The organism is Nitrospirillum karajorum (assembly GCF_036348415.1).
GTDB lineage: Bacteria > Pseudomonadota > Alphaproteobacteria > Azospirillales > Azospirillaceae > Nitrospirillum > Nitrospirillum amazonense_B.
Genome location: NZ_JAZBQB010000004.1, coordinates 340,280 through 362,391, shown reverse-complemented (window position 1 = coordinate 362,391; position 22,112 = coordinate 340,280). Strand labels below are relative to the sequence as shown.

The window sequence follows — 22,112 nt, the reverse complement described above, 5'->3', positions numbered from 1 at the left end:
GCACCAAACGCCTACAACTGCAACCCTGAATAACACTCGTAACAAAATTTGCACTTCCATCGTGTCTCTTGGATGTGCTTTACGCTGCGTTGCCAACAAGGCTGGGCGTGGTGAGAGACGGCTGACGGGCACGATGCGGGTCTATTGGGGGGTGTGGTGGCGTCCAAGGGAAAAGGTTCGGCGGCGGGTTCCCACCCCCCTCCCGATTGGGAGGATGGGGGGACGCTGTCGCCTGACCTGGGCGCGACCGCCCTGCCCGCCCTGGTGGCCGCCGTGGCCGCCAGGCACCCCGACCGGCCCGCCGTCGTGGTCGGTCCCACCGCCTTCAGCTACGGGGCCTTGGAACATCAGGTGGCGGCCTGGGCCGCGCATCTGGCTGGCCTGGGGGTGGCGGGTCGACCCGTGGGGCTTTGCGCCGCCGCCAGCCCGGCGGTGGTGGTCGGCTTCCTGGCGGTCATGCGCGCGGGCGGCGTGCTGGTGCCGCTGGATCCGGCGCTGCCGACGGATCGGTTGGCGCTTTTGGCCGGCGGCGTGGCCTGCCGCCTGATGCTGACCGATGCGAGCGCGCCGGCCGACCTGGCCGCCGCCGCCGACTTGGTGCGGCTAGACCAGGGGCCGCCGACTCCCCGCGAGGGGGACGCGCCGGCCGCGTCGACTGCCGCCCTTGATCCGGCGGCGACCGCCTGCTTGTACCACACCTCCGGGTCCACCGGCCAACCCAAGCCGGTGGCCCTGGCCCACGGCACGCTCAGCCGGCGTGTTCGCTCCATGACCGCTTGGTTCGGGCTAGGCGGGGATGAGGTTGTGTGCGGCGCCTCGAGTATCGGCTTCGATCCATTCCTGCAGCAGCTGTTTTTCGCGTTGACCACCGGCGGCACGCTGTGGCTGCCGGATCGCGCCACCCTACTGGATCCGGGGGCCTTCTGGACGCAGGTGGTGGAGCGGGGCGTCACCCATTTGAACTTGGTGCCCTCCCAGTTGGATGCGCTGTTGGCACGGCCGCCCCTGTCGCCGCCGCCCACGGTGCGCCGCGTGGTGTTGGGCGGCGAGCGCTTGCTGCCCCGGCACGTGGAGCGCATCCGCGCGCTGCTGGGGCCGGTGCCGGTCTACAACATGTACGGCCCGACGGAGGCCACGGTGGACGCCACCGGCCACCGTGTCGCGGGTGACGAGGTGGAAATCCCCATCGGCCGCCCCTTGCCTGGCTGCCGCGTCCGTGTCCTGGATGAAGCGTTGGCCCGCGTGGCCGTGGGCGTTGAGGGGGAGTTGTGCATCGGCGGCGCCGGCCTGGCGGAAGGCTATTGGGGCCTGGATGCCGCGACAGCCCAGCGTTTCATAGTCGATCCCCACGGCGTGGCCGGTGACCGGCTGTACCGGACGGGGGACCGGGCCCGTTGGGCGGCGGATGGTACCCTGCTGTTTGGCGGCCGCCAGGACGATCAGGTCAAGATCCGGGGACAGCGTATCGAGTTGGGTGAGGTCGAGGCGGCGGTGCGGGCGCTGGACGGGGTCACCGCCGCCGCCGTGGTGCCTTGGGCCGACGCTCCGGGGGGCATGGCGTTGGTGGCCTATGTGGTCGGCGTGGTCGATCCTGTGGCCGCGCGCATCGATCTGGCCCGCCAGCTGCCGGCGGCGGCCGTGCCCTTGCGCGTCATTCCCATGGCGGCCCTGCCGCTGACCACCTCCGGCAAGGTGGACCGGCGCGCCCTGCCGCCACCGGACGCAGACCCGACGCGGTCCCCTATCCCGTCTGGCCCCATCCCGTTCGGTCCGACGCCCAGCGTGGCCAGCCTGCAGGATGCCATCGCCGGGGTTTGGGCCGGCCTGCTGGGCCGGTCGGTGGATCCGGCGGCCAACCTGTTCGAGATGGGGGCCCATTCCCTGTTGGTGCCGCCGGCCCTGGCCGGCATCGAGGCCGCGACGGGACGGCGCCTGACGCCGGTGGACCTGTTCCGCTTCCCCAGCGTCATGGCCCTGGCGCGCCACCTGTCGGGCGAAGTGCCCTCGCCGGATGCCGACCGCGTCCGGTCGGGTCGGAGCCCGAGGGGCGGCGACTCCTCCGGCGCCGGTCAGCCCATCGCCGTCGTCGGGTGGGCGTTCCGCTTTCCCGGGGCGGATGATGCCGCCACCTTCTGGGACAATCTGCTGGCCGGCCGCGACGCCGTGCGCCATTTTGAGCGCGCCGATCTGCGGGCGGCGGGTGCGCCCGCGGTGTTGGCCGATCACCCCGACCTGGTGGCGGCCAACGCCGCCGTCGACGGCCTGGATCTGTTCGATCCGGTGCCCTTTGGTTATGGCCCGGGCGAGGCGGCCGAGATCGACCCGCAACAGCGGCTGTTGCTGGGCCTTGCCTGGCATGCGCTGGAGGAGGCGGGGTGCGATCCCGCCCGGGACGGCCCCGTTGGCGTCTATGCTGGGGTGGGCTTCAACGCCTATCTGCTGGACAACTTGCGGGGGCGCGCCGGGTTCGCCGGGGGTGCGGACCGATATTCCGTGGTGGTGGGCGCGGACAAGGACTTCGCCGCCACCCGCCTGGCCTACAAGCTGGACCTGACCGGCCCCGCCGCCACGGTGAACAGCGCCTGTTCCACCGCCCTGTCGGTGACGGCGGCGGCGGTGGACGCCCTGCGCCTGGGTCGCTGCCGGGTGGCGCTGGCCGGGGCCGCGTCGCTGGGCATGTTCTCACCCTGGGGCTACATCCATGCCGAAGGCGGCATCGCCTCGGCAACCGGATGCTGCCGGCCGTTCGACGCCGCTGCCGATGGCACCGTGGGCGGGGCGGGTGGCGCCGTGCTGGTCCTGAAGCGCCTGGATGACGCCCTGGCCGATGGCGACCTGATCCATGGCGTCATCCGGGGGGTGGGCGTCGCCAACGATGGCGCGGCGAAGGCCGCGTTCGCCGCCCCCTCGGTCCAGGGGCAGGCGGCCGCCATCCGCGCCGCCCTGGCCGACGCGGGGGTCGAGCCCACCCAGGTGGGGTTTGTCGAGGGGCATGGTACGGCCACGGCCCTGGGCGACCCGATCGAGGTGGCCGCTTTGAACCTGGCCTATGCCGGGGCCCCCGCCGGCGCCATTGCGCTGGGGTCGGTCAAGGGCAACGTTGGGCACCTGGACGCCGCCTCCGGCATGGCCGGCCTGGTCAAGGCGCTGCTGGCGGTGCGCCATGGCGTCGTGCCGCCCACCGCCCATTTCAGCACCGCCAATCCCCGCATCCCCTTCGCCCAGGGGCCGTTCCGCGTGAACGCCGGGGCGGAGCCATGGCCCGTGGCGGGGGAGCGCCTGGCCGGTGTCAGCAGCTTTGGCATGGGGGGCACCAACATCCATTTGGTGGTCGCGGCCCCGCCCGAGGCGGCGCTGCTTGATCTCCCCGGGGCCCCCGATATCCCCCGGGCCCCCGATATCCCCCGGGATGACGCGCCCCACCTGTTGACGCTGTCGGCGGCCACCCCCGGGGCCTTGGCCCGCCTGGCGGCGGCGATGGCCGACCGGCTGGACCAGCCGGACGCACCGCCCCTGTCGGCGGTGGCGGCCACCCTGGCGCGGCGCCGGCCGTTGCGGCTGCGTCGTGCCGTCGTGGCCACGTCAGCCGCCGAGGCGGCGGCGGCCCTGCGGATCGTCGATCCGGCACCCGACGCCGGCGCGGCGCCAACGGGCGCCGGGGCTGCGGGTGGGGCGGAGGTCGCCTTCCTGTTTCCGGGCCAGGGCGCGCAGCATCCGGGCATGGGGCGCGACCTCTATCGCGCTTCGCCCGCGGCCGGCGCCGTCTTGGCGGAAGCGGCCGCGGTCCTGCAGGGCACGCCGGTGGCGGCCCTGACGGGCCTGTTGATGGCCCACCCCGGCGACGCGGGCGCCGCCCGCGCCCTGGCAGAAACGGCGATGACCCAGCCGGCCCTGTTCGTCACCGAATACGCCATCGCCCAGGCCTTGATGGCGGAGGGGGTGCGACCAGAGGCGTTGATGGGCCACAGCGTGGGTGAATACGTGGCGGCCTGCCTGGCCGGCGTCATGCCCTTCGTGGACGCCTTGCGCCTCGTGGTCGCGCGTGGCCGCCTGATGGGGGCCGCGGCGCGGGGCGCCATGCTGGCCGTTTCCCTGCCCGAGGCGGTGGCGGCGCCGCTGGTGGCCGAGGTGGGGGCCGACCTGGCGGCGGTGAACAGCCCCAACCAGTGCGTGGCGGCGGGAACCGAGGCCCAGATGGCCGCCCTGGCCGATCGTGTCGCAGCGCTGGGCAAGACGGCGCGGCGCCTGACCGTTTCACACGCCTTCCATTCCGCCTTGATGGAACCGGTGTTGTCCGATTTCGCCGATGAGGTGGCGCGCGTGGCCCTGGCGCCGCCCCGCATTCCCATCGTCTCCAACCTCAGCGGCGATTGGCTGGCGCCCGCCGACGCCATCGATCCGGCCTATTGGGTGCGGCATCTGCGCGGCACGGTGCGTTTCGCGGCCGGCATTGCCCGCTTGGCCGAGATGCCCCGGCGCCTGCTGGTGGAGGTGGGGCCCGGCGTTGGCTTGGGCCGCATGGCCCGCGCCGGCGGCGTCCCCGCCCCGCGAATTGTCGCCACGCAACCCGAGGCCAGCCAGGCCGGGGCCGAGGATGGCCGGGCCGCCCTGCTGGCGGCCATCGGGCGGCTGTGGACGGCGGGCGCCCCCCTGGCGCGGACGCCGGCTGGGCCGCGTGCGCGCCTGCCCCTTTATCCCTTCGACGTCCAGCGACTGTGGATCGAGCCGGTGGGCGATGGCGCCGCATCGGCCACGATCCCCGGCGCGGCCGCGGGCGCCATGTCGCGGGGCCCGTTGACGGCATCGGCCGCCTATCCGGCCGCCAGCCCGCAACCGGGCCCGCATGCGGCCCCGGTTGCGGGCGGCGCCATCGAAGGCGTCGTCACGTCCGTGTGGCGTGACGTCCTGGGTATCCCCGCCATCGGACCGGACGATGATTTCCTGGCGCTGGGCGGGGATTCGCTGATCGCCGTGCGCGTGGCCGCCCGCCTGCGGGAGCGCCTGGGGTGTGAGGTGTCGACGGAGGCGGTGTTCCGCGGCGCCACGGTGGCCGGCTTGGCCCGGTTGTTGGAGGCGGTCCGCCCGACCGGCCTTCGGGAGGAGGGGTTTCTGTGACGGACGCGACCGCCCTATTGGCTGAATTGGCCGCGCTGGATATCCATTTGCGGGTTGAGGGCGGGCGCCTGCGCTACGACGCGCCGGCCGGCGTGTTCAGCGATGCCTTGAAGGCGCGGGTGCGGTCGGCCCGATCGGCGTTGATGGGCCATTTGGCGGGCCCGGCGCCCTTGTCGTCCGGCCAGGAGCGTATGTGGTTCCTGAATCGGCTGGAGGCGGGGGCCGGCGCCTATACCGAGCATCTGGCGTTGGATCTGCGCGGGCCGTTGGACCTGGCCGCCCTGACCGCCGCCGTCGAGGCCATCGTGGCCCGGCATGTCCCCCTCCGCACCCTGTTCCGGGATAGCCCGTCCGGCGCGACGCAAGTGCCGGCCGCCCAGGCGCCGGCTCTGGAGGTGGTGCCGATCGCGGCCGGTGGCCTGGCGGATCGTCTGGCGATCCTGGCCCATTGCGCCTTCGACTTGGCGACAGAGGCGCCGGCGCGGTTCACCCTGCTGCGGATGGCGGACGATCACCATGTCCTGTCCGTCGCGGCCCACCATGCCGCCTGGGATGGCTGGTCCAATGGCGTCTTCCTGGCGGAACTGGCCGAACTTTATACCGCCCGGCGACAGGGGCGGCCGCCCTCACTGCCGGAAATCGCCGTCGATATCCCAACCTTGGCGCGGGCGGAGCGTGAGCGCCTGGGCACCGCCGCCGCCCAGGCGACGGTCGCCCGTCTGGCCCAGGCTTGCCAGGGCTTCCCAACGGTGCTGTCCCTGCCCACCGACCGGCCTCGCGGTGCGGTCGCCGATGGCCGGGGGGCCGCCCTGCCGGTGCGTGTGTCCGCGCCGGTGCTGGCGGCGCTGGACCAGGCCGGGCGCCAGGTGTCGGCAACGTCCTATATGGTCCTGCTGGCCGCCTGGGCCCTGACCCTGGCGCGCCTGACGGGACAGCGCCGGCTGCTGGTGGGGGCGCCCGTGGCCGGGCGTGACAGCGCGGCGGCGGAGGCGCTCATCGGCTATCTGTCCAACACCGTCGTTTTTCCCATCGACCTGGAGGGAGCCGCCGACTTCGCCACGCTGGTGGGGCGGGTGCGCCAGGCGGTCCTTGCCGGGCTGGACACCCAGTCGGTGCCGTTCGAGGCCCTGGTCGAGGCGTTGGCCCCGCCCCGGTCGGCCGCCACCACGCCCCTGGTGCAGACCGTTTTCGCCCTGCAGCCGGCGCCGGTGACGGCCCCGGCGCTGGTGGGGCTGGAGGTTTCCGTCCTGCCCGACGGCAACGTCGCGGCGCGTTACGAGCTGATGCTGAACCTCCTGCCCACCGCCGATGGTGGCCTTGAGGGGTCGCTGATTCACGCCACCGCGCTGTTGGACCAGGCGACCGTCACCAGATGGCGGGACCAGTTCCTGGCGACGCTGGCGGACGTGCCCGCCGCCTGGAACCGGCCGCTGGATTTGGTCCTTCAGGCGGCGGCTGGCGCGGCTGGGCCGTCAACGCCTGATTCCGTGGTCCCGGCGGCGGGCGATTTCGCCACCGGGACGGAGCGTCGCCTGGCGGGGGTCTGGGCCGAATTCCTGGAGGCCGCCCGCATTGGCCGGGACGACGATTTCTTCCTGCTGGGTGGGCACAGCCTGCTGTTGATGCGCATGGTCCACCGCCTGGCGGAGATGGGCCTGGGCCGGCTGAGCTTGGCCGACGCCCTGGCCAATACCCGCCTGTCCGCCATGGCGGCGGTGCTGGACCGCCGGACGCGGGCCGCGCCTTCCCCGCCTGTGGTGCCGGACGTGATCGCCGAGGAGGCGCCGGCGTCGCCCGCGCAGGAGGGGCTGTGGCTGGCCCGGCGGGATGATCCCGACGCCGCCAACTGGATGGTCCCCAGCCTGATACCCCTCGATGCCGGGGTGGGGGAGGCGGAGCTTCGGTCCGCCCTGGCCCGTCTCGCGGCCCTGCATCCGGCGTTGCGCACCACGCTGGTGGAGCGCGAGGGGCAGGTGTGGCAGCGGGTCGCCGTACCGGGCCCGGTGGCGCTGGATGTCCAGGATGGCATGGATGGGGAGCGCGCCGCCGCCTTCCTGCGGGCTGAGCTGGCCCGTCCTTTCGATTTGTCGCGGGGGCCGCTCTACCGCTTCCATCTGCTGCGCGGGACGACGGGCGCCAGCCTGTACATCGTGGCCGACCACATCGTTACCGATGGCTGGTCCCAGGAACTGCTCGCCCGCGACCTGCATACCCTGCTGGCGGGGGGGCATCCGCCGGCTCCGGAAATCACCCCGATCGCCCAGGCGCAGGCCCACCGGACGCTGCTGGCCGGGCCGGAGGGGGCTCGCCTGGCGGAGTATTGGCGCACCGCCCTGGATGGGATGGTGCTGGGCGATCCGCCGGGCGCGCTGGGCCGCCGGCCGCCCGCCGCCGCCCGGCGGGGACGCAAGGTCCAAGTCCGCATGGAGGGGCGCCAAGGCCGCGTTCTGGATACCATCGCGCAGGGCGCGCGCACCACACCCACCGCGGCTTTCGCCGCCGTCGTGGCCACCCTGCTGGCCCGTTTGAAGGGGGATGGGCGCGAGGTGGCGGTGGGCCTGCCCTTCGCTTGCCGCACGGCGCCGGAGATGGCGGGGGTGGTGGGTTGCTATGCCGAGGTCCTGCCCATCCGCCTGTCGGCGGGGATGGACCAGCCGTTCCAGGACCATCTGGTCGCCGCCCGCCAGGGTATCGCGGTCGCCATCGCCCATCAGGACTATCCGCTGAGCAGCATCATCGCCGACCGCGCCCGGTCCGGCGGCGGGGACGCCGGCAGCCTGTTCGACGCCGTCGTCGTGTATGACGACGCGGGGCCGGGACAGGAGGACTGGTTCGCCCCCGACCTCAACACCGGCAAGTACGACCTGGCCTTCATCCTCAGCCGCCTGCCCGATGGCGGTGGGTTGTTGGCGGTGGAATACGACAGCTGGCTGTATGACGAGGCCGACGCGCGGGCCTTCATCGACCGTCTGGCGGTGCTGATGGCCGATATCGGCGCCCGGCCACAGGCCCCCTTGGGCGACCTGGAGATCCTGCCGCCGGCGGAGCGCGAGCGCGTAGTCGGAAGGTTCAACCAGACCGCCCTGGATTATCCGCGCGATGCCGACCTGGGATCGCTGTGGCGGTCCGCCGCCGCTCGCCACGCTACCCGTCCGGCCCTGACCGGCACGGATGGGGTGACCCTCAGCTATGCCGAGCTGGAACAGCGCGTCGGCGCCCTGTCCGCCGCCTTGGCCGGCGTGGTGGGCGACGACGCGGCGGTGGGATTGGCCTTGGACCGGGGCGCCCCGGCGGTGATTGCCACCCTGGCGTTGACCCGGCTGGGGGTCGCCTATCTGCCGTTGGATGCCAAGCTGCCCGTGGACGCGGTACGGCGACTGATGGCCGATGCCGGCGCGCGGCTGGTGCTGGCCGACGATGGCGCGGCCCAGCGCCTGGCGGACTTGGGCGGCCCGGAAGGGGGCCAGGGAAAGGATGGCGCCGCCGTCGTGCGCCTGGATCACGTGCCACCCGCCCCGACCCAAGCCAGGGATATCGCGCCGATGCGCGCGGTCGATGGTGGGTCACCCGCCTATATCATGTTCACCTCGGGTTCCACCGGTCAGCCCAAGGGCGTGGTCGTGCCCCATCGCGGCGTGGCGCGCCTGGCGCTGGACCCGGTGGCGGTACCGATCACGGCGGACGATGTGGTGCCCCAGGCGGCTCCGCTGGGCTTCGACGCGGCCACGCTGGAAATCTGGGGCACGTTGCTGAACGGGGCGCATCTGCGGATCCTGAGCGATGACGACCTGATGGATCCGGCGGCGCTGGCCGCCACCCTGCGCCAGACGGGTGTGAGCGTCCTGTGGCTGACCGCGGGCCTGTTCAACCGGGTGGCGGATGAGGCGCCGGGCGCCTTCGCCACCACCCGCGTGGTCCTGACCGGGGGCGAGACCGCCAACCCCGCGCAAATGGCCCGGGTCCTTGCGGCCTGCCCCGGCACGCGGCTGATCAATGCCTACGGCCCCACCGAGAACACCACCTTCACCAGCGTCCACGCCGTCACACCAGCTGACCTGGCCGACCTGGCCGGGGCGGTGCCCATCGGCCGGCCGATCGCCAACACGCGCGTCTATCTGGTTGATGACCGTCTGCGACCGGTCCCGGTGGGCGTTTGGGGTGAGTTGCTGTGCGCCGGCGATGGCTTGGCCCTGGGCTATGCCAACCGGGCCGACTTGACGGAGGCGTCCTTCGTCCATTTGGACTGGGCGGGTGAAGAGCGGGCTTATCGCAGCGGCGACTACGCCCGCTGGCGGCATGACGGCGTGCTGGAATTCGGCGGCCGGCGCGATGGCCAGGTCAAGATCCGGGGCCACCGTATCGAGACTGGCGCCATCGAGGCGGTGCTGGAGGAAGGGGCGGACATCCGGGCCGCCGCCGTGGTCGTGACGGGGCAGGGGGCCGACCGCCTGCTGGTCGCCTGCGTGGTGGCGGATGATGCGGCGGCTGAACCGAGCTGGCGCCAGCGCCTGGGGGAACGGCTGCCCTCCTACATGATGCCGGCACGTTTTGTCCTGGTGCCCGCCCTGCCGGTGAACCGGAACGGCAAGGTGGATCGTCGGGCGCTGGCCCGGCACGTGGCGACGCTGACCACGGAGCCGGTCGTGGCGCCCATTCTGGCGGATCCGCGCCAACGCCTGGTGGCCCGCGTCTTCACCGAGTTTTTCCCCGGCGTGGCCATTGATGGCGCCAGCGACTTCATGCGCCTGGGCGGTCATTCGCTGTTGGTCATGCGGCTGGCCGTGCGCCTGGCGGACGAGACGGGTTGCCGTCTGCCCATGCGCGCGCTGTTCGCCGCCCGCACCGTGACGGCCATCGCCGCCCTGCTGCCGGCCGGGACGGCGCCGGTGAGCACAGGCCACCGGGACGCGGCGGCCGAGTTGGACGGTGACGCCACGATTCCGTGCCAGCCAGAAGGGATGGACCATCCCTTGTCCCCAGGCCAGGAGCGATTGATCGTCCTGCAACGTCTGTTCCCGGGCAGCGGCGTCTATAACGTGCCGGTGGTGTTCGATGTCGAGGGGCCGCTGGACCAGGCGGCGCTGGAACCGGCCTTTGTCGCCCTGGAAACCCGGCATCACGCCCTGCGCCTGCGGATCGTGGACGATGGGCAGGCGGGCCTGCGGCAGCGTCTGGCCGCCCCCGGTGGATTGCGGCCCCAATGGATCGAGGTGGCGGACGCGGCCGCGGCTCAGGCTTATGTCGAGGCCGAAATGATGCGGCCCTTTGACCTTGGGCGTGAAGGGCCGGCTCGCGCCCAGGTGGTGCGCTTCGGGCCGGAGCGATGGCGTGTCCTGCTGGTCGTGCACCACGCCTTCTGTGACGGCTGGTCCATGGCCTTGCTGGTGCGTGACCTGGCCGCCTTTTACGCCGTTGGCACGGGTGCCGTCGGGGACGCGGCGGTGGCCGGCGCCCCCCAGCGCCAGATGTCGGATTATGCCGTATGGCAGCGCGCCCTGGCGGCGAGCCCACGGGGCAGGGCCACGTTGGCGCGGCAGGTGGCCCGCCTGACGCCCCCACCCCCGCCCCTGGACCTGCCCACCGATCACCGCCGCCCCGCGGTGCGCGGTTTCAAGGGCGGAACCTTGGTCCATGCCTTCGACGGGGCCTTGAGCGACCGCCTGACGGCGCTGGCCCATACCCATCGGGCGACCCCGTTCGCCCTGGCCACCGCCCTGGTGCAGGCCCTGCTTTATCGCCTGACCGGTCAAACCGACCTCGCCTTGGGAACCCTTGTCGCCCCGCGTGAGCGGCCCGAACTGGCCGACACCGTGGGCTTCTTCGTCAACACCCTGGTGTTGCGGCAGGCCGTGGCGGGCAGTAGGCCCTTCCGGGATCATTTGGCGGAGACGCGGGACGTCTGCCTGCAGGCCATGGACGACCAGCATTGCCCGTTCGAGGCGCTGGTCGCGGCCGTCGACGCGCCCCGCGACCTCGGCCGGAACCCCTTGTTCGACGTCCTGGTGGTTTGGCAGGAGGCGGCATCGGCGGTGCCGAACCTGCCTGGCTTGCGCACGGCGGCCGTGAACCTGGACTTCCCGATGGCGAAGTTCGACCTGGCCTTCCACTTCTGCCGGCGCGAAAGCGGGATCGCCTGCGAGATCGAGTACAGCGCGGAGCTGTTCGCGCCCGCCACGATCACGCGGCTGGCGAACCGGCTGGAAACCTTGGCCCGCGCGGTGGTGGCGGACCCCGCCCAGACGGTGGACGCGCTGGACCTGCTGCCGGCGGCGGAACGGGCGCTGGTGGTGCACGGCTTCAACGACACCGTCCGGGATCTGCCGGTGGAGCGCATAATCACCGCCCCCTTCCTGGACCGGGTCGCCGCCGCGCCCGCCGCGCCGGCGTTGGTGGGGGATGATTTCCCCGCGCTGGATTACCGGGGTTTTGCCCGGACGGCCGCCCGTCTGGCCGCGCGGCTGCGCGAGGAGGGCGTTGGGCCGGGCGATGTCGTCGGCCTCTGCCTGCCGCGCGGGCCCGGTCTGCTGACGGCCATCTTCGGTGTGCTGATGGCCGGGGCGGCCTACGCGCCCCTGGGCGCGGATCAGCCGCCGGCCCGCTTGGCCGACATGATGGACGACCTGGGCAGGCCCCTGGTGCTGGCGACCACGGCCACCCGGGACCGGGTGGCGGGGGCGGCCCGGCTGTTGGAGATCGACCAAATCCTCGGGGTTGATGCGACGACCGTTCCGGCGGCGGATGATTGGGGGCCCGGTCCCGCCGGCCCGGACGATTTGGCCTATGTGCTGTTCACCTCGGGGTCCACCGGCCGGCCCAAGGGGGTGGAGATCATCCATCGGGCGGTGCTGAACCGCCTGTGGTGGATGCAGGGGCAGTTTCCCATCGGCGCAGGCGACGTGGTGCTGCAGAAGACCCCGGTCACCTTCGATGTGTCGGTCTGGGAGTTGTTCTGGTGGTCGTGGACGGGGGCCGCGCTGGCGCTGCCGCCGCCGGGCCTGGAGCGCGACCCGGTGGGGTTGGCCGCGTTTATCGCCCGCCACCGCGTGACGGTGGTGCATTTCGTCCCGTCCATGCTGGCCGCGTTCCTGGCCTGCGTGGAGGATGGCCGGGTGCGGATCTCGGACCTGAAGACCCTGCGCTACGTCTTCGCCAGCGGCGAGGCGTTGGACCCCGGCCTGGCCGACCGCTTCGACCGCTTGCTGCACCGTGTCCACGGCACGGGCCTGCACAATCTCTATGGCCCGACGGAAGCGACGGTGGACGTCAGTTGGCATCCCTGCACGCCCTGGACGGGCGGCGGCGTGCCCATAGGGCGGCCGGTGGCCAACACCCGGCTTTACGTGCTGGACGGGCGGGGTCAGCCCACGCCCATCGGCGTCGCCGGGGAAATCCACATCGGCGGCGTGCAGGTGGCGCGCGGCTATCGCAACCGTCCCGACCTGACGGCGGAGCGCTTCATCGCCGACCCCTTCGCCGGTGGCGACCCAGACGCCCGGCTGTACCGGACCGGGGACCTGGGCCGGTGGCGGGCCGACGGCAGCATCGACTATCTGGGCCGCATCGACCACCAGGTGAAGGTGCGAGGCCAGCGCATTGAACCGGGCGAGATCGAGCATGCCCTGGAGGCCCATCCGGCGGTGGAACGTGCCGCCGTGGTGCCCGCCACCAACGAAGGGCTGACCGAACTGCATGCCTATCTGTTGTTGCGGCGCCCGGTCGGCCCGGCCGACTTGGTCGCCCATCTGGCCGGCCGCCTGCCCGAGGCCATGGTGCCTGCCCGCTTCTTCCAGATGACGCACTTGCCCCTGACCTCCAGCGGCAAGCTGGACCGCAAGGCCCTGGCGGGCACGCCGCTGCGGTCCGCTCCGGCCGTGCCGGTGCCGGCTATCGCCCCATCCATCACCGTCTCGGCGGACGCGGACCCGGCCGCCCTTATGGCCATCGAGAGCGAAATCGCGGGATTCTGGCGGGCGCTTTTGCCGGAGGCGGAGTTCGGGCCCCGGGACGGCTTCTTCACCGTGGGCGGCAACTCCCTGTTGGTTATCCGCCTGCACCAGCGGCTGGACGCGCGCTGGCCCGGTGTCTTCGCCATCGCCGACCTGTTCGCCGCCGCCACCGTGGCCGACCAGGCACGGCGGGTGGCGGCGGCCACGGGCGTACCCGCCACCCCCAACTTGTCTGTCCCGAACGCCGTTCCGCCCGGGGGTAGTGTCTCCCCGGTTACGGTGTCCGCGCCCGTCGGCGCCCTTCCCGCCGTTCCGTCCGGCGCCATCGCCGTGGTGGGCTTGGCCGTCCGCGTGGCGGGGGCGGAGACGCTGGCCGACCTATGGACCGACGTGGCCGCGGGGGTCGACCGGTTCCGGCCGCTGCCGGCCGGTCGTGTCGCTGATGTCCACGCACTCTACGCCGCCCTTGGGTTGCCCGTTCCCGCGACCTTCCGGCAGGCCGCCTATCTGGAGGAGGTGCTGGGCTTCGACTGCCGGCGCTATCGCCTGTCGCCCGCCGACGCCGCCCTGATCGATCCGGAACAGCGCTTGTTCCTGGATGTGGCCCTGCGCGCGCTGGAGGACGCCGGGCGCGGCGGTACCGCCCTGGACGACGCCAAGGTCGGCGTCTTCGTCGGCGCCAGCGGCCCCGGCCCCTGGCGGGCGGCCTTGCTGCGCGCCGTCGAGCCGCAGCGGGTGGAGCAGGCTTTCGCCCTGACGGTTCCGTCCAATGTCGCCACGCGCCTGTCCTTCCAGCACAACTGGCGGGGCCCCGCCGCCCTGGTCGACACGGCGTGCTCGGCCTCGCTGAGCGCGCTGCACCAGGGGGTGCGCGCGCTGCGGTCGGGGGATTGCGATTGGGCCCTGGTGGGTGGGGCCAAGGCCATCCTGCTGCCCCCGGGTGAGGACCAACGCCTGACCATCGACAGTTCCAGCGGCCGCACCCTGGCCTTCGCCGAGGGGGCCGATGGCACCGGCATGGGCGAGGGCGCGGTGGCGTTGCTGCTGCGCCCCCTGGCGGCGGCCTTGGCCGCGCGCGACCCCATCCACGCCGTCATCCTGGGCACGGCCGTCAACCAGGACGGCGCCTCCAGCGGGATGGCCGCGCCCAATCCCACGGCGCAGGCCGAGGTCATCCGGGCCGCCGCCGCCGATGCCGGCGTCTCGCTGGCCAGCCTGTCCTATGTGGAGGCCCACGGCACCGGCACGGCGTTGGGCGATCCCATCGAGATCCAGGGATTGACCACGGCCTTCGCGGCGGACACGGCGGAGGTGGGCTTCGCCTGGGTGGGAAGCGCCAAAGGGAATTACGGCCACCTGGATGGCGCCGCCGGGGTGTTGGGCCTGGCGCGGGCCATCCTGTCCCTGACGCACGATCACGCCCCCCCGCAGCCCCATTTCACCGCGCCCAATCCGAAGATCGCCTTCGACCGGGCGCCGGTTGCCGTGCCTCGGCGGGCCATGGCCCTGGCCGATCGGGGCGGCCCCCGCCGGGCGGGGATCAGCGCCTTCGGCCTCAGTGGCGTGAACGTCCACGCGGTGGTGGAGGCGGCCCCCGCGCGCGTGGCGGCCCCCGCTACCGGCCGGTGGATGGCCGTGGGCCTGTCGGCGGCGGAGCCGGAGGCGTTGCACGGCTACGCCGATGCCATGGTCGCGGCCTTGCGCGCCCGTCCCGACTGGAGCCTGGAGGAGATCGCCCGCACGCTGACGGAGGGGCGCGACACGCTGCCCGCCCGCTTGGCTGTGGCGGTGCGCGACCGCGGCGACTTGATGGCCCGCTTGGCCGTCTTCGTTGCGGCGCCGGCTGCGGCGGGTGATTTGGTGCTGGTCGGGGTGGCGCCCGCCGGCCCGCCCGGCGCCCGATGGGCAGCCGTTGGGCCGGACCAGGCCGCGGCCGAGGCAGCCGCCCGGGCCTTTGTCACCGGCGCGGTTCTGACCTGGGATGCAACGGACGCGACGACAGGCCGTGCCCATCTGCCGGCCGCCCCCTGGCCCGGCGCCGCCTGGCGCCCAATCTGCCGGCGGCGACGCCCGTGGTGTCGACCGCGCCCGGTCTGCTCGGTCCGGCGGCGGTGACGCGGGAGGGCGCCTATCATCTCCTGGACGTGCACGCCCCCCATTTCTGGCCCATGGCGGAACACCGGCTGGATGGCGAGCCCACCTTGGTTGGCATGGCCTTCCCCGCCCTGGTGGCGACCGCCCGGGGACCATCGCGTCTCCGGGACCTGCGGTGGCTGCGTCCCCTCCGGGCGTCGCAAGTGGAGCCGGGGACCGTCACCTTACGCTTCTACGCCGATGGCCGCGCCAGCCTGGAGGGCCGCGCCCGTGGCGGTGCCTGGCAGACCTTCGTGGAGGCCCGGCTGGACGATGCGGCCCAGCCGCCGACGCCCGTGCCCGTGGCCGAGATCGTCGCCCGCTGCGCAGCGCCGACGGCGGCGCTACCCCTGCCGACCGAGGGGCCCGTCGTGGTCAGCGATCGTTGGCGGCGGCTGGAGCGTCTGGTCGAAGGCGAGGGGGAGTGTTTGGCCTGGGCCTCCCCGGCGACCGCGCCCGGCGACGGGGGAGGTTTGGCCCTCGACCCCGCCTTGTTGGACGTGTCCACCAGCTTGGCTCTGGACCAAGCGGGCCTGATCCCCGCCCTGTGCGATGAAATTGTCATCCATGGCCCCCTGCCGTCGGTCCCCGTGGTCCATGTGCGCTGGCGCGCCGTGACGGACGGACGGGAGGCCGAGGTGGTGCTGGCTGATCCGGCCGATGGCCGCGTGGCGGTCGCCTTCCACGGCCTGCGCTTCCTGCGACGGGCCACCGGTGCCGCCACCCGCTCGGCCCCGGCCGATATCGTCCCGTCCCGTCCGATCTGGACGGTGGCGCCGCTCACGGCGCCGGTGGGTGACACGCCGGTTCTGGTCGTGGGTGAGGGGGCGCTGGTCGATGGCTTGGTGCGCCACCTGACCACCACCGGCCTGTTGGCGGGCCATTGCGACAGCGCCGCCCTGGACCAGGCGGCCGTGGCCGAGATTCTGGCGGCCGGCCCCGTGGACGTGGTGCTGGTGCCGGGGGATGGCCCGGACCTGGCCCAACGCGTGACGGGGGCCTTGCGCGTGGTGTTGGGCGCCCTGGTCCGTCCCACCCGCCTGTTGGGCGTCGGGTTCGGTGCCTTCGCCGTCGATGGCCAGTCCCTGGGCGATCCCGCCCAGGCCATCACCTTCGGCACCGTCCTCTGCGCGGGGATGGAGGAGGCCCTACTGTCCTCCCGGTATGTGGATGCCGGACCGGCCACGCCGGCGGCGGCCCTGTTGGCCGAGTTCACCGCGCCGGAGGCGCCATTTCGCGCTGTCGCCTGGCGGGACGGTAAGCGCCTGCTGCGGGGCTTCGCGCCCCTGGCCGGGGACCTGCCGGATGGGGCGCCCCATGCCATCGCGTGGCCGTCGGAGGGCGTTTGCGTCGTCACCGGCGGCTTGGGCGGCTTGTCGCTGCTGTTGGCCCCCACCCTGGCGGCTGGGGGCGATGTCGCCCTGGCGCTGTTGTCGCGTCAGGGCCGGGTGGCCGGCGCGGACCCGGACGCCCAGGCGCGGGCGGCCGTCGTCGAGCGGCTGCGGGCGTCCGGGCTGAGGCTCAGCCAGCATGCGTGCGATGTCACCGACCGGGCGTCGCTGGCGGCCACGCTGGACCATATCCGCCAATCCGTGGGCCCGATCACGGCCGTGGTGCATAACGCGGGCGTGTCGGACGGGGGCTTCCTGGTCACCGCCGGCCATGACATCGCGCGGGAACTGGCGGCCAAGGTGGTGGGCACCCGGCTGTTGGATGAGTTGACGCGGGATGACCCCCTGCGGGCCTTCGTCATGGCGGGTTCCCTGACCGGATTGCTGGGGGCCGCCGGCTTAGCTGGGTACACCGCCGGTAATGCCTTTCTTGACGGCTTCGCGGCCCACCGCCGTGCGCAGGGCCGTCCGGCCCTGACGGTCGACTGGTGCATGATCGGCGAGGTCGGCATGGCCGCCCGCACCCAGCACGCCCGGCTGAAGACGGAGGCGCACCTGGGCGCCGCCGACCTTCCCGTCGCCTGGCGGCGGGCCTTGGCCTCGGGTGAGGCGCAGGTGGCCATGCTGGACCCCTATGCCGGTCCGCCCTTGAGGGGTGAGATGCGCGCCATCCCTCCCCTGTCGGGGTTGCCCGCCGCCCCGGGCAGCGCGCCCAAGGTGGATGCGCCTGCGGTTGGCGGCGGCGCGTTGGAAGCGGCGTTGGCCGCCGTCTGGGCCCAGGTGCTGGGGTACGACGCCGTGGCGCCGGAGGATGACTTCTACAGCCTGGGCGGTGATTCCATCGCCGGTATGCAGATCGTGGAACGGGTGGTGCGGGACCTGGGCCATGCGGTCACCCTGGCCGATTTGCTGGATGCCGGCACGGTGGCGGCGCTCGCGGCCCGGCTGCGGGCCAAATCCCGAAAGGGCACGGCCGTTCCCGCGCCCTCCGCCGCCCAGGCGCCGGAGGCGCCGGCGCTGCCCTTGGCCCCAGAGGCCAGCGCCTATCCGGTGGCCTGGGAACAGCTGGCGGTGCTGAATGCCGAGGCCGTGGCCGACATGGGCACCGCCTACAACCTGCCCATGGGCCTGAACCTTGCCCCCGGGACGACCGCGGCGCAGGTCGCGGCGGCGGTCGAGGCCCTGGTCGCCCGCCACGGGATTTTGCGCACCCGCTTCCTGCCGGCCGTGGCCGATGGGGCGGAGCCCACCATGGCCCTTCTGCCGCCCGGACCGATCACCCTGGAACGGTTGGATGTGGCGGACGAGGAAGGGATGGACGCCGCCATGCGCGGCTGGGTGCGGCCGTTCGACCTTTATGGCCCGCCACCGGCCCGCTTCGCCCTGCTGGCCGTAGCCGGCCAGCCCCGCCGCCTCTTGCTCGACGTGCACCACGCCCTGGCCGACGCCTTCAGTGTGGAGGTGGTGTTGGCGGAGCTGGATGCGCTGCTGGGGGGGCGGGCACTGCCCCCCGTCCCGGCGCGAGAGTTGAAGGACTACGCCTGGTGGTCGCGGCGGGGTGCCGGGGTATCGGACGACGCCGAGGCGGCTGCCTATTGGCGCCGGCGCTTCGCCACCTTGCCGCCCGTGTTGGACCTGCCGGCCGATCGTGCCCGCCCGGCCCAGCCCAGCCGGCGCGCCGGAACCCTGGAATTCACCTTGCCGCCGGCGGTGATGGCGGCGATGCGCGCCGCCGCCGCCGCCCGGCGGGCCACGCCCTTCGCCTTGGTCACGGCGGCGTGGTCGGTTCTGCTGGCGCGTTATGCCCAAGTGGACGATTTGGTGATCGCGGTGCCGGTCGACTCCCGGGCCCAGGATGGCCTGGCCGGGATGGTGGGCATGATGGTCTCGCTGCTGCCCCTGCGCTTGTCGGTCATGGCGGGGGACAGGGTGGCCGATCTGGTGGACCGTGCCCAAGCCACCTGCACGGAGGCCCTGCGCCACCGCGCCTATGGCCTCGGCCGCCTGCTGGCCGATTTGGCCGTTCCCGCCCAACCGGGACGGGCGCCCCTGGCCGACGTCACCTTGTCCTACATGAATTTCAAGGTCGCCGGCGATGGGGCGGCGGTGGACAGTTTCGGCCTGAACCGCACCGAGGCCAAGGCCGACCTGGCCATCTTCGTGCGCGACTTGCCGGATGCCGTCCAGGTCGCCTGCGAGTATGCGGCCGATTTGTTCGACCCCGACCGGATCGCCCGCTTGGCGGACCATTTCCAAACCCTGCTGGCCGGCCTGTCGGCGGCGGGACCGGACACGATGGTGGCCAGCCTGCCCCTGATGCAGCCAGTGGAAGCGGCCCGTATTGCCGGCTGGGAGCTGGGGGCCATGCCTGCCCTGGACCTGGACATCGGCCTGTTCGGCGCCGTCGCCCGGCAGGCGATGTCCAATCCCACGAAGGTGGCGTTGCGCGGGCCGGATGGTGACCTCACCTATGGCGCCCTGTTGCGCCGGGCCAGTGGCGTAGCCGCCCGCCTTGCCGCCGCCGGCGTGCGTCCGGGGGACCGGGTCGCCCTGCATGTCGAACGGGATGCCGCCGCCGTGGCCCTGGTTCTGGGCATCGTTGGCGCCGGCGCGGCCTACATGCCCCTCGATCCGACCTATCCCGTCGACCGCGTCGCCTGGTTGCTGGAGGATGGCGGGTGCGCGGTCGCGGTGGCGGATGCCGCCGGCCGCGCCGTGCTGTCCGACCGCCTGCCCGTCCTGGCGGCGGAGGAGATGCGGGAGGCCGAGGCGGACACGGTGCCGACCCCGCCGACGGATGGCCTGGCCTATCTGCTCTACACCTCGGGCTCCACCGGCCGGCCCAAGGGGGTTCTGGTGTCCCAGCGGGCCGTGTTGCGGCTGGCCCAAGGCGATGACTATGCCGACATCCGGCCGGATGACCGCGTGATCCAGACGGGATCACTGGCGTTCGACGCCTCGACCTATGAGATCTGGGCCACCTTGATACGAGGCGCCACCCTGTGCCTGGTGACGCGGGACCAGTTGCTGGATCCCGCTCAGCTGTCGGGTGCCTTGCGCCACTATCAGGCGACGGTGGGGTGGATGACCACCGGCCTGTTCAATCGGCAGGCGGACGCCGACCCCTCCTGTTTCCGGGGGATGCGGGCCGTTCTTACCGGGGGGGAGGCTGCCAGCCCCGCCCATCTGCGCCGAGTGCTGGAGGCGGCGCCGGATCTCGTCCTGTTGAATGCCTACGGCCCTACGGAAAACACCACCTTCTCCGCCGTGCACCGCGTCACGGCGAACGACCTTAAACCAGGGGCCGGGCCGGTGCCCATCGGGCGTCCCATCGCCCATACCCGCGTCGCGGTCCTGGAACCCCAGGGCCACCCCGTCCCGACGGGCGTGTGGGGGGAGATCGCGGTGGGCGGGTTGGGCCTGGCCGATGGGTATAACGGTCGCCCGGACCTGACGGCGGAACGGTTCCGCGCCGACCCCAAGGATCCGGCCCAGACACTCTACTGGACGGGCGACCTGGGTCGTTGGCGGGCGGACGGCGCCCTGGAGTTCGGCGGGCGGCGCGATTCACAGGTGAAGATTCGCGGCTATCGCATCGAATTGGACGAGATCGAGCAGGTTCTGGCGACCTGTCCCGGCGTTGCCCGGGCCGTGGTCCTGCACCGGCCGCAGCCCGGCGATCTGGTGGCGTTCCACCAGGAGGCGGCGGGGGCCGCATGGGCGGGGACCGGACTGCGGGCGGAAGACCTGCGCGCCTGGCTGGCCGATCGGTTGCCGGCGTACATGGTGCCAAACCGCTTCGTCGCCGTGGCCGATGTGCCGGTGACCCCCAATGGCAAGGTTGACCGGGCCCGCCTGCTGGCGGCCCTGGGCGCCGACCTGGACGTCGCCGCCGAACCGCCGCGCCCCGGCATGGAGCGGTTGGTGGCCGACATCCTGGCGGACCTGTTCAATCGGCCGGTGGAGGATCGCCGCCTGGGCTTCCTCGCCTTGGGGGGCCATTCGCTGCTGGCCATCCGCGTGGTCAACCGCATCGCCGAGGCGACAGGCGTGCGCCTGGCCATGCGCGACTTCTTCGCGGCCGACACGGTAGCGGAACTGGCGGCGCTGGCGGACCGGACCACGGAGACGGAGGCGCCCATTCCACGCGCGGCGGAAGCGGCGGACTATCCGGCCAGCCACGCTCAGGCCCGCCTTTACCTGGCCCACCGTCTGGACAGTGACAGCGGCGCCTACAACATCACTTTCACCTTGCCGGCGACCGACCTGGACCCGGACGCCTTGGCCGGGGCGCTGGATCGCCTGGTGCGCGATCATGAGCCGCTCCGCACCCTATTGTTCGAGGCGGATGGCGCGATCCGCCAGCGCATCGAGCCCGAGGCCGTGCCGACGGTGGCCGTGGTCGACCTGCGGGAGGCGGACGACCCCTTGGCCGAGGCCCTGCGCTGGGCCCGGCGGGAGGCGGCGACGCCCTTCGACCTGACGCGGGTTCCCTTGGCCCGCGCCCGCGCCCTGCGCCTGGATGAGCGGAGCTGGCTGGTGCTGTTGGTCATGCACCATGTCGTGGGCGATGGCTGGTCGACCCGTATCCTGTTGCGCGAACTAACGGCTCATTACCGGGACGTGGTGGCTGGCGTGGCCTTCGCCGCACCCGAACGCGCCATCACCTATCGCGACTTCGCCGTCTGGCAGGCGGGTCGGGACTGGCGGGCGGCCGCCGACTATTGGCGGCGCACCCTGGACGGGGCACCCGGCGCAATCGCGTTGCCCATGGACCGGCCGCCCCCGGCCATCCAGTCCCACCGGGGCGACACCGTCGCCCGGGTGCTGCCACCGGCGGTGGCCCAGGGCCTGGCGGATTACGCCCGCGAACGCGGGGTGACCCTGGCCACGGTGGGCTTGGCCCTGTTCTCCAGCCTGTTGTACCGCCTTGCCCGCCAGACAGACCTGGTGGTCGGCATGGGGGTGGCGGGCCGGGACCGGGCAGTGCTTGAAGGGCTGATCGGCTTTTTCGTCAACGTGCTGCCCATTCGCCTGAGCTTCGACGACGAGACGGAATTCGACGGCTTGGTGGGCCAGACCCATGCCGCCCTGATGGGCGCCCTGGAATATCGCGACTATCCCTTCGACCTGCTGGTGCGTGCGGTGGCACCCAAGCGCAGCGGCAATCGCCAGCCCTTGGTGAACGTCGTCTTCGAATACCAGCATTTCCAGGACCTGGGCGCTGACATGGCGGTGAGCGACGGTCCCGCCCTGGGCGCCGCCGGGGACGGCATCGAGGGAGGGGAGGGCGCCGGGGCCCTTGATCCCGCCTTCATGCAGGAGGTGGAGGCCGCCATCCGGCCCGCCACCGCCAAGCATGACTTGTTGCTGTTCCTTACGGATCGGCCGGATCGCATGGAATTCCTGCTCGAATACGACACCGACGTCATCGACCGGCCGACGGCCGAGCGCTGGCTGGCCTATCTGGGCCAATTCGCCACCATGATCGTGAACCGACCTGGCAAGGAGGCCGCGGAGTGAGAAT

3 protein-coding genes are annotated in these 22,112 nt (G+C 72.7%); all 3 read left to right on the top strand.

The features are described from left to right. Positions 1-156: 156 nt before the first annotated feature. From UCD39_RS27225 to UCD39_RS27215, 3 genes are read left to right on the top strand one after another with little or no spacing between them, the layout of a single operon-like run. Positions 157-5,115, top strand: a complete 4,959-nt coding sequence (locus UCD39_RS27225; protein ID WP_330498748.1) for an amino acid adenylation domain-containing protein — start codon at positions 157-159, stop codon at positions 5,113-5,115. Next, the gene (locus UCD39_RS27220; RefSeq protein ID WP_330498747.1) at positions 5,112-15,176 is read left to right on the top strand and encodes a non-ribosomal peptide synthetase; all 10,065 of its coding nucleotides are present in this window, start codon (positions 5,112-5,114) and stop codon (positions 15,174-15,176) included. The genes UCD39_RS27225 and UCD39_RS27220 overlap by 4 nt, the downstream gene beginning before the upstream one ends. Further along, positions 15,134-22,108 (top strand): non-ribosomal peptide synthetase, encoded by a 6,975-nt coding sequence (locus tag UCD39_RS27215; protein ID WP_330498746.1) that lies wholly within the window; start codon positions 15,134-15,136, stop codon positions 22,106-22,108. Before UCD39_RS27220 ends, UCD39_RS27215 begins: the two co-directional genes overlap by 43 nt. Positions 22,109-22,112: the final 4 nt, after the last annotated feature.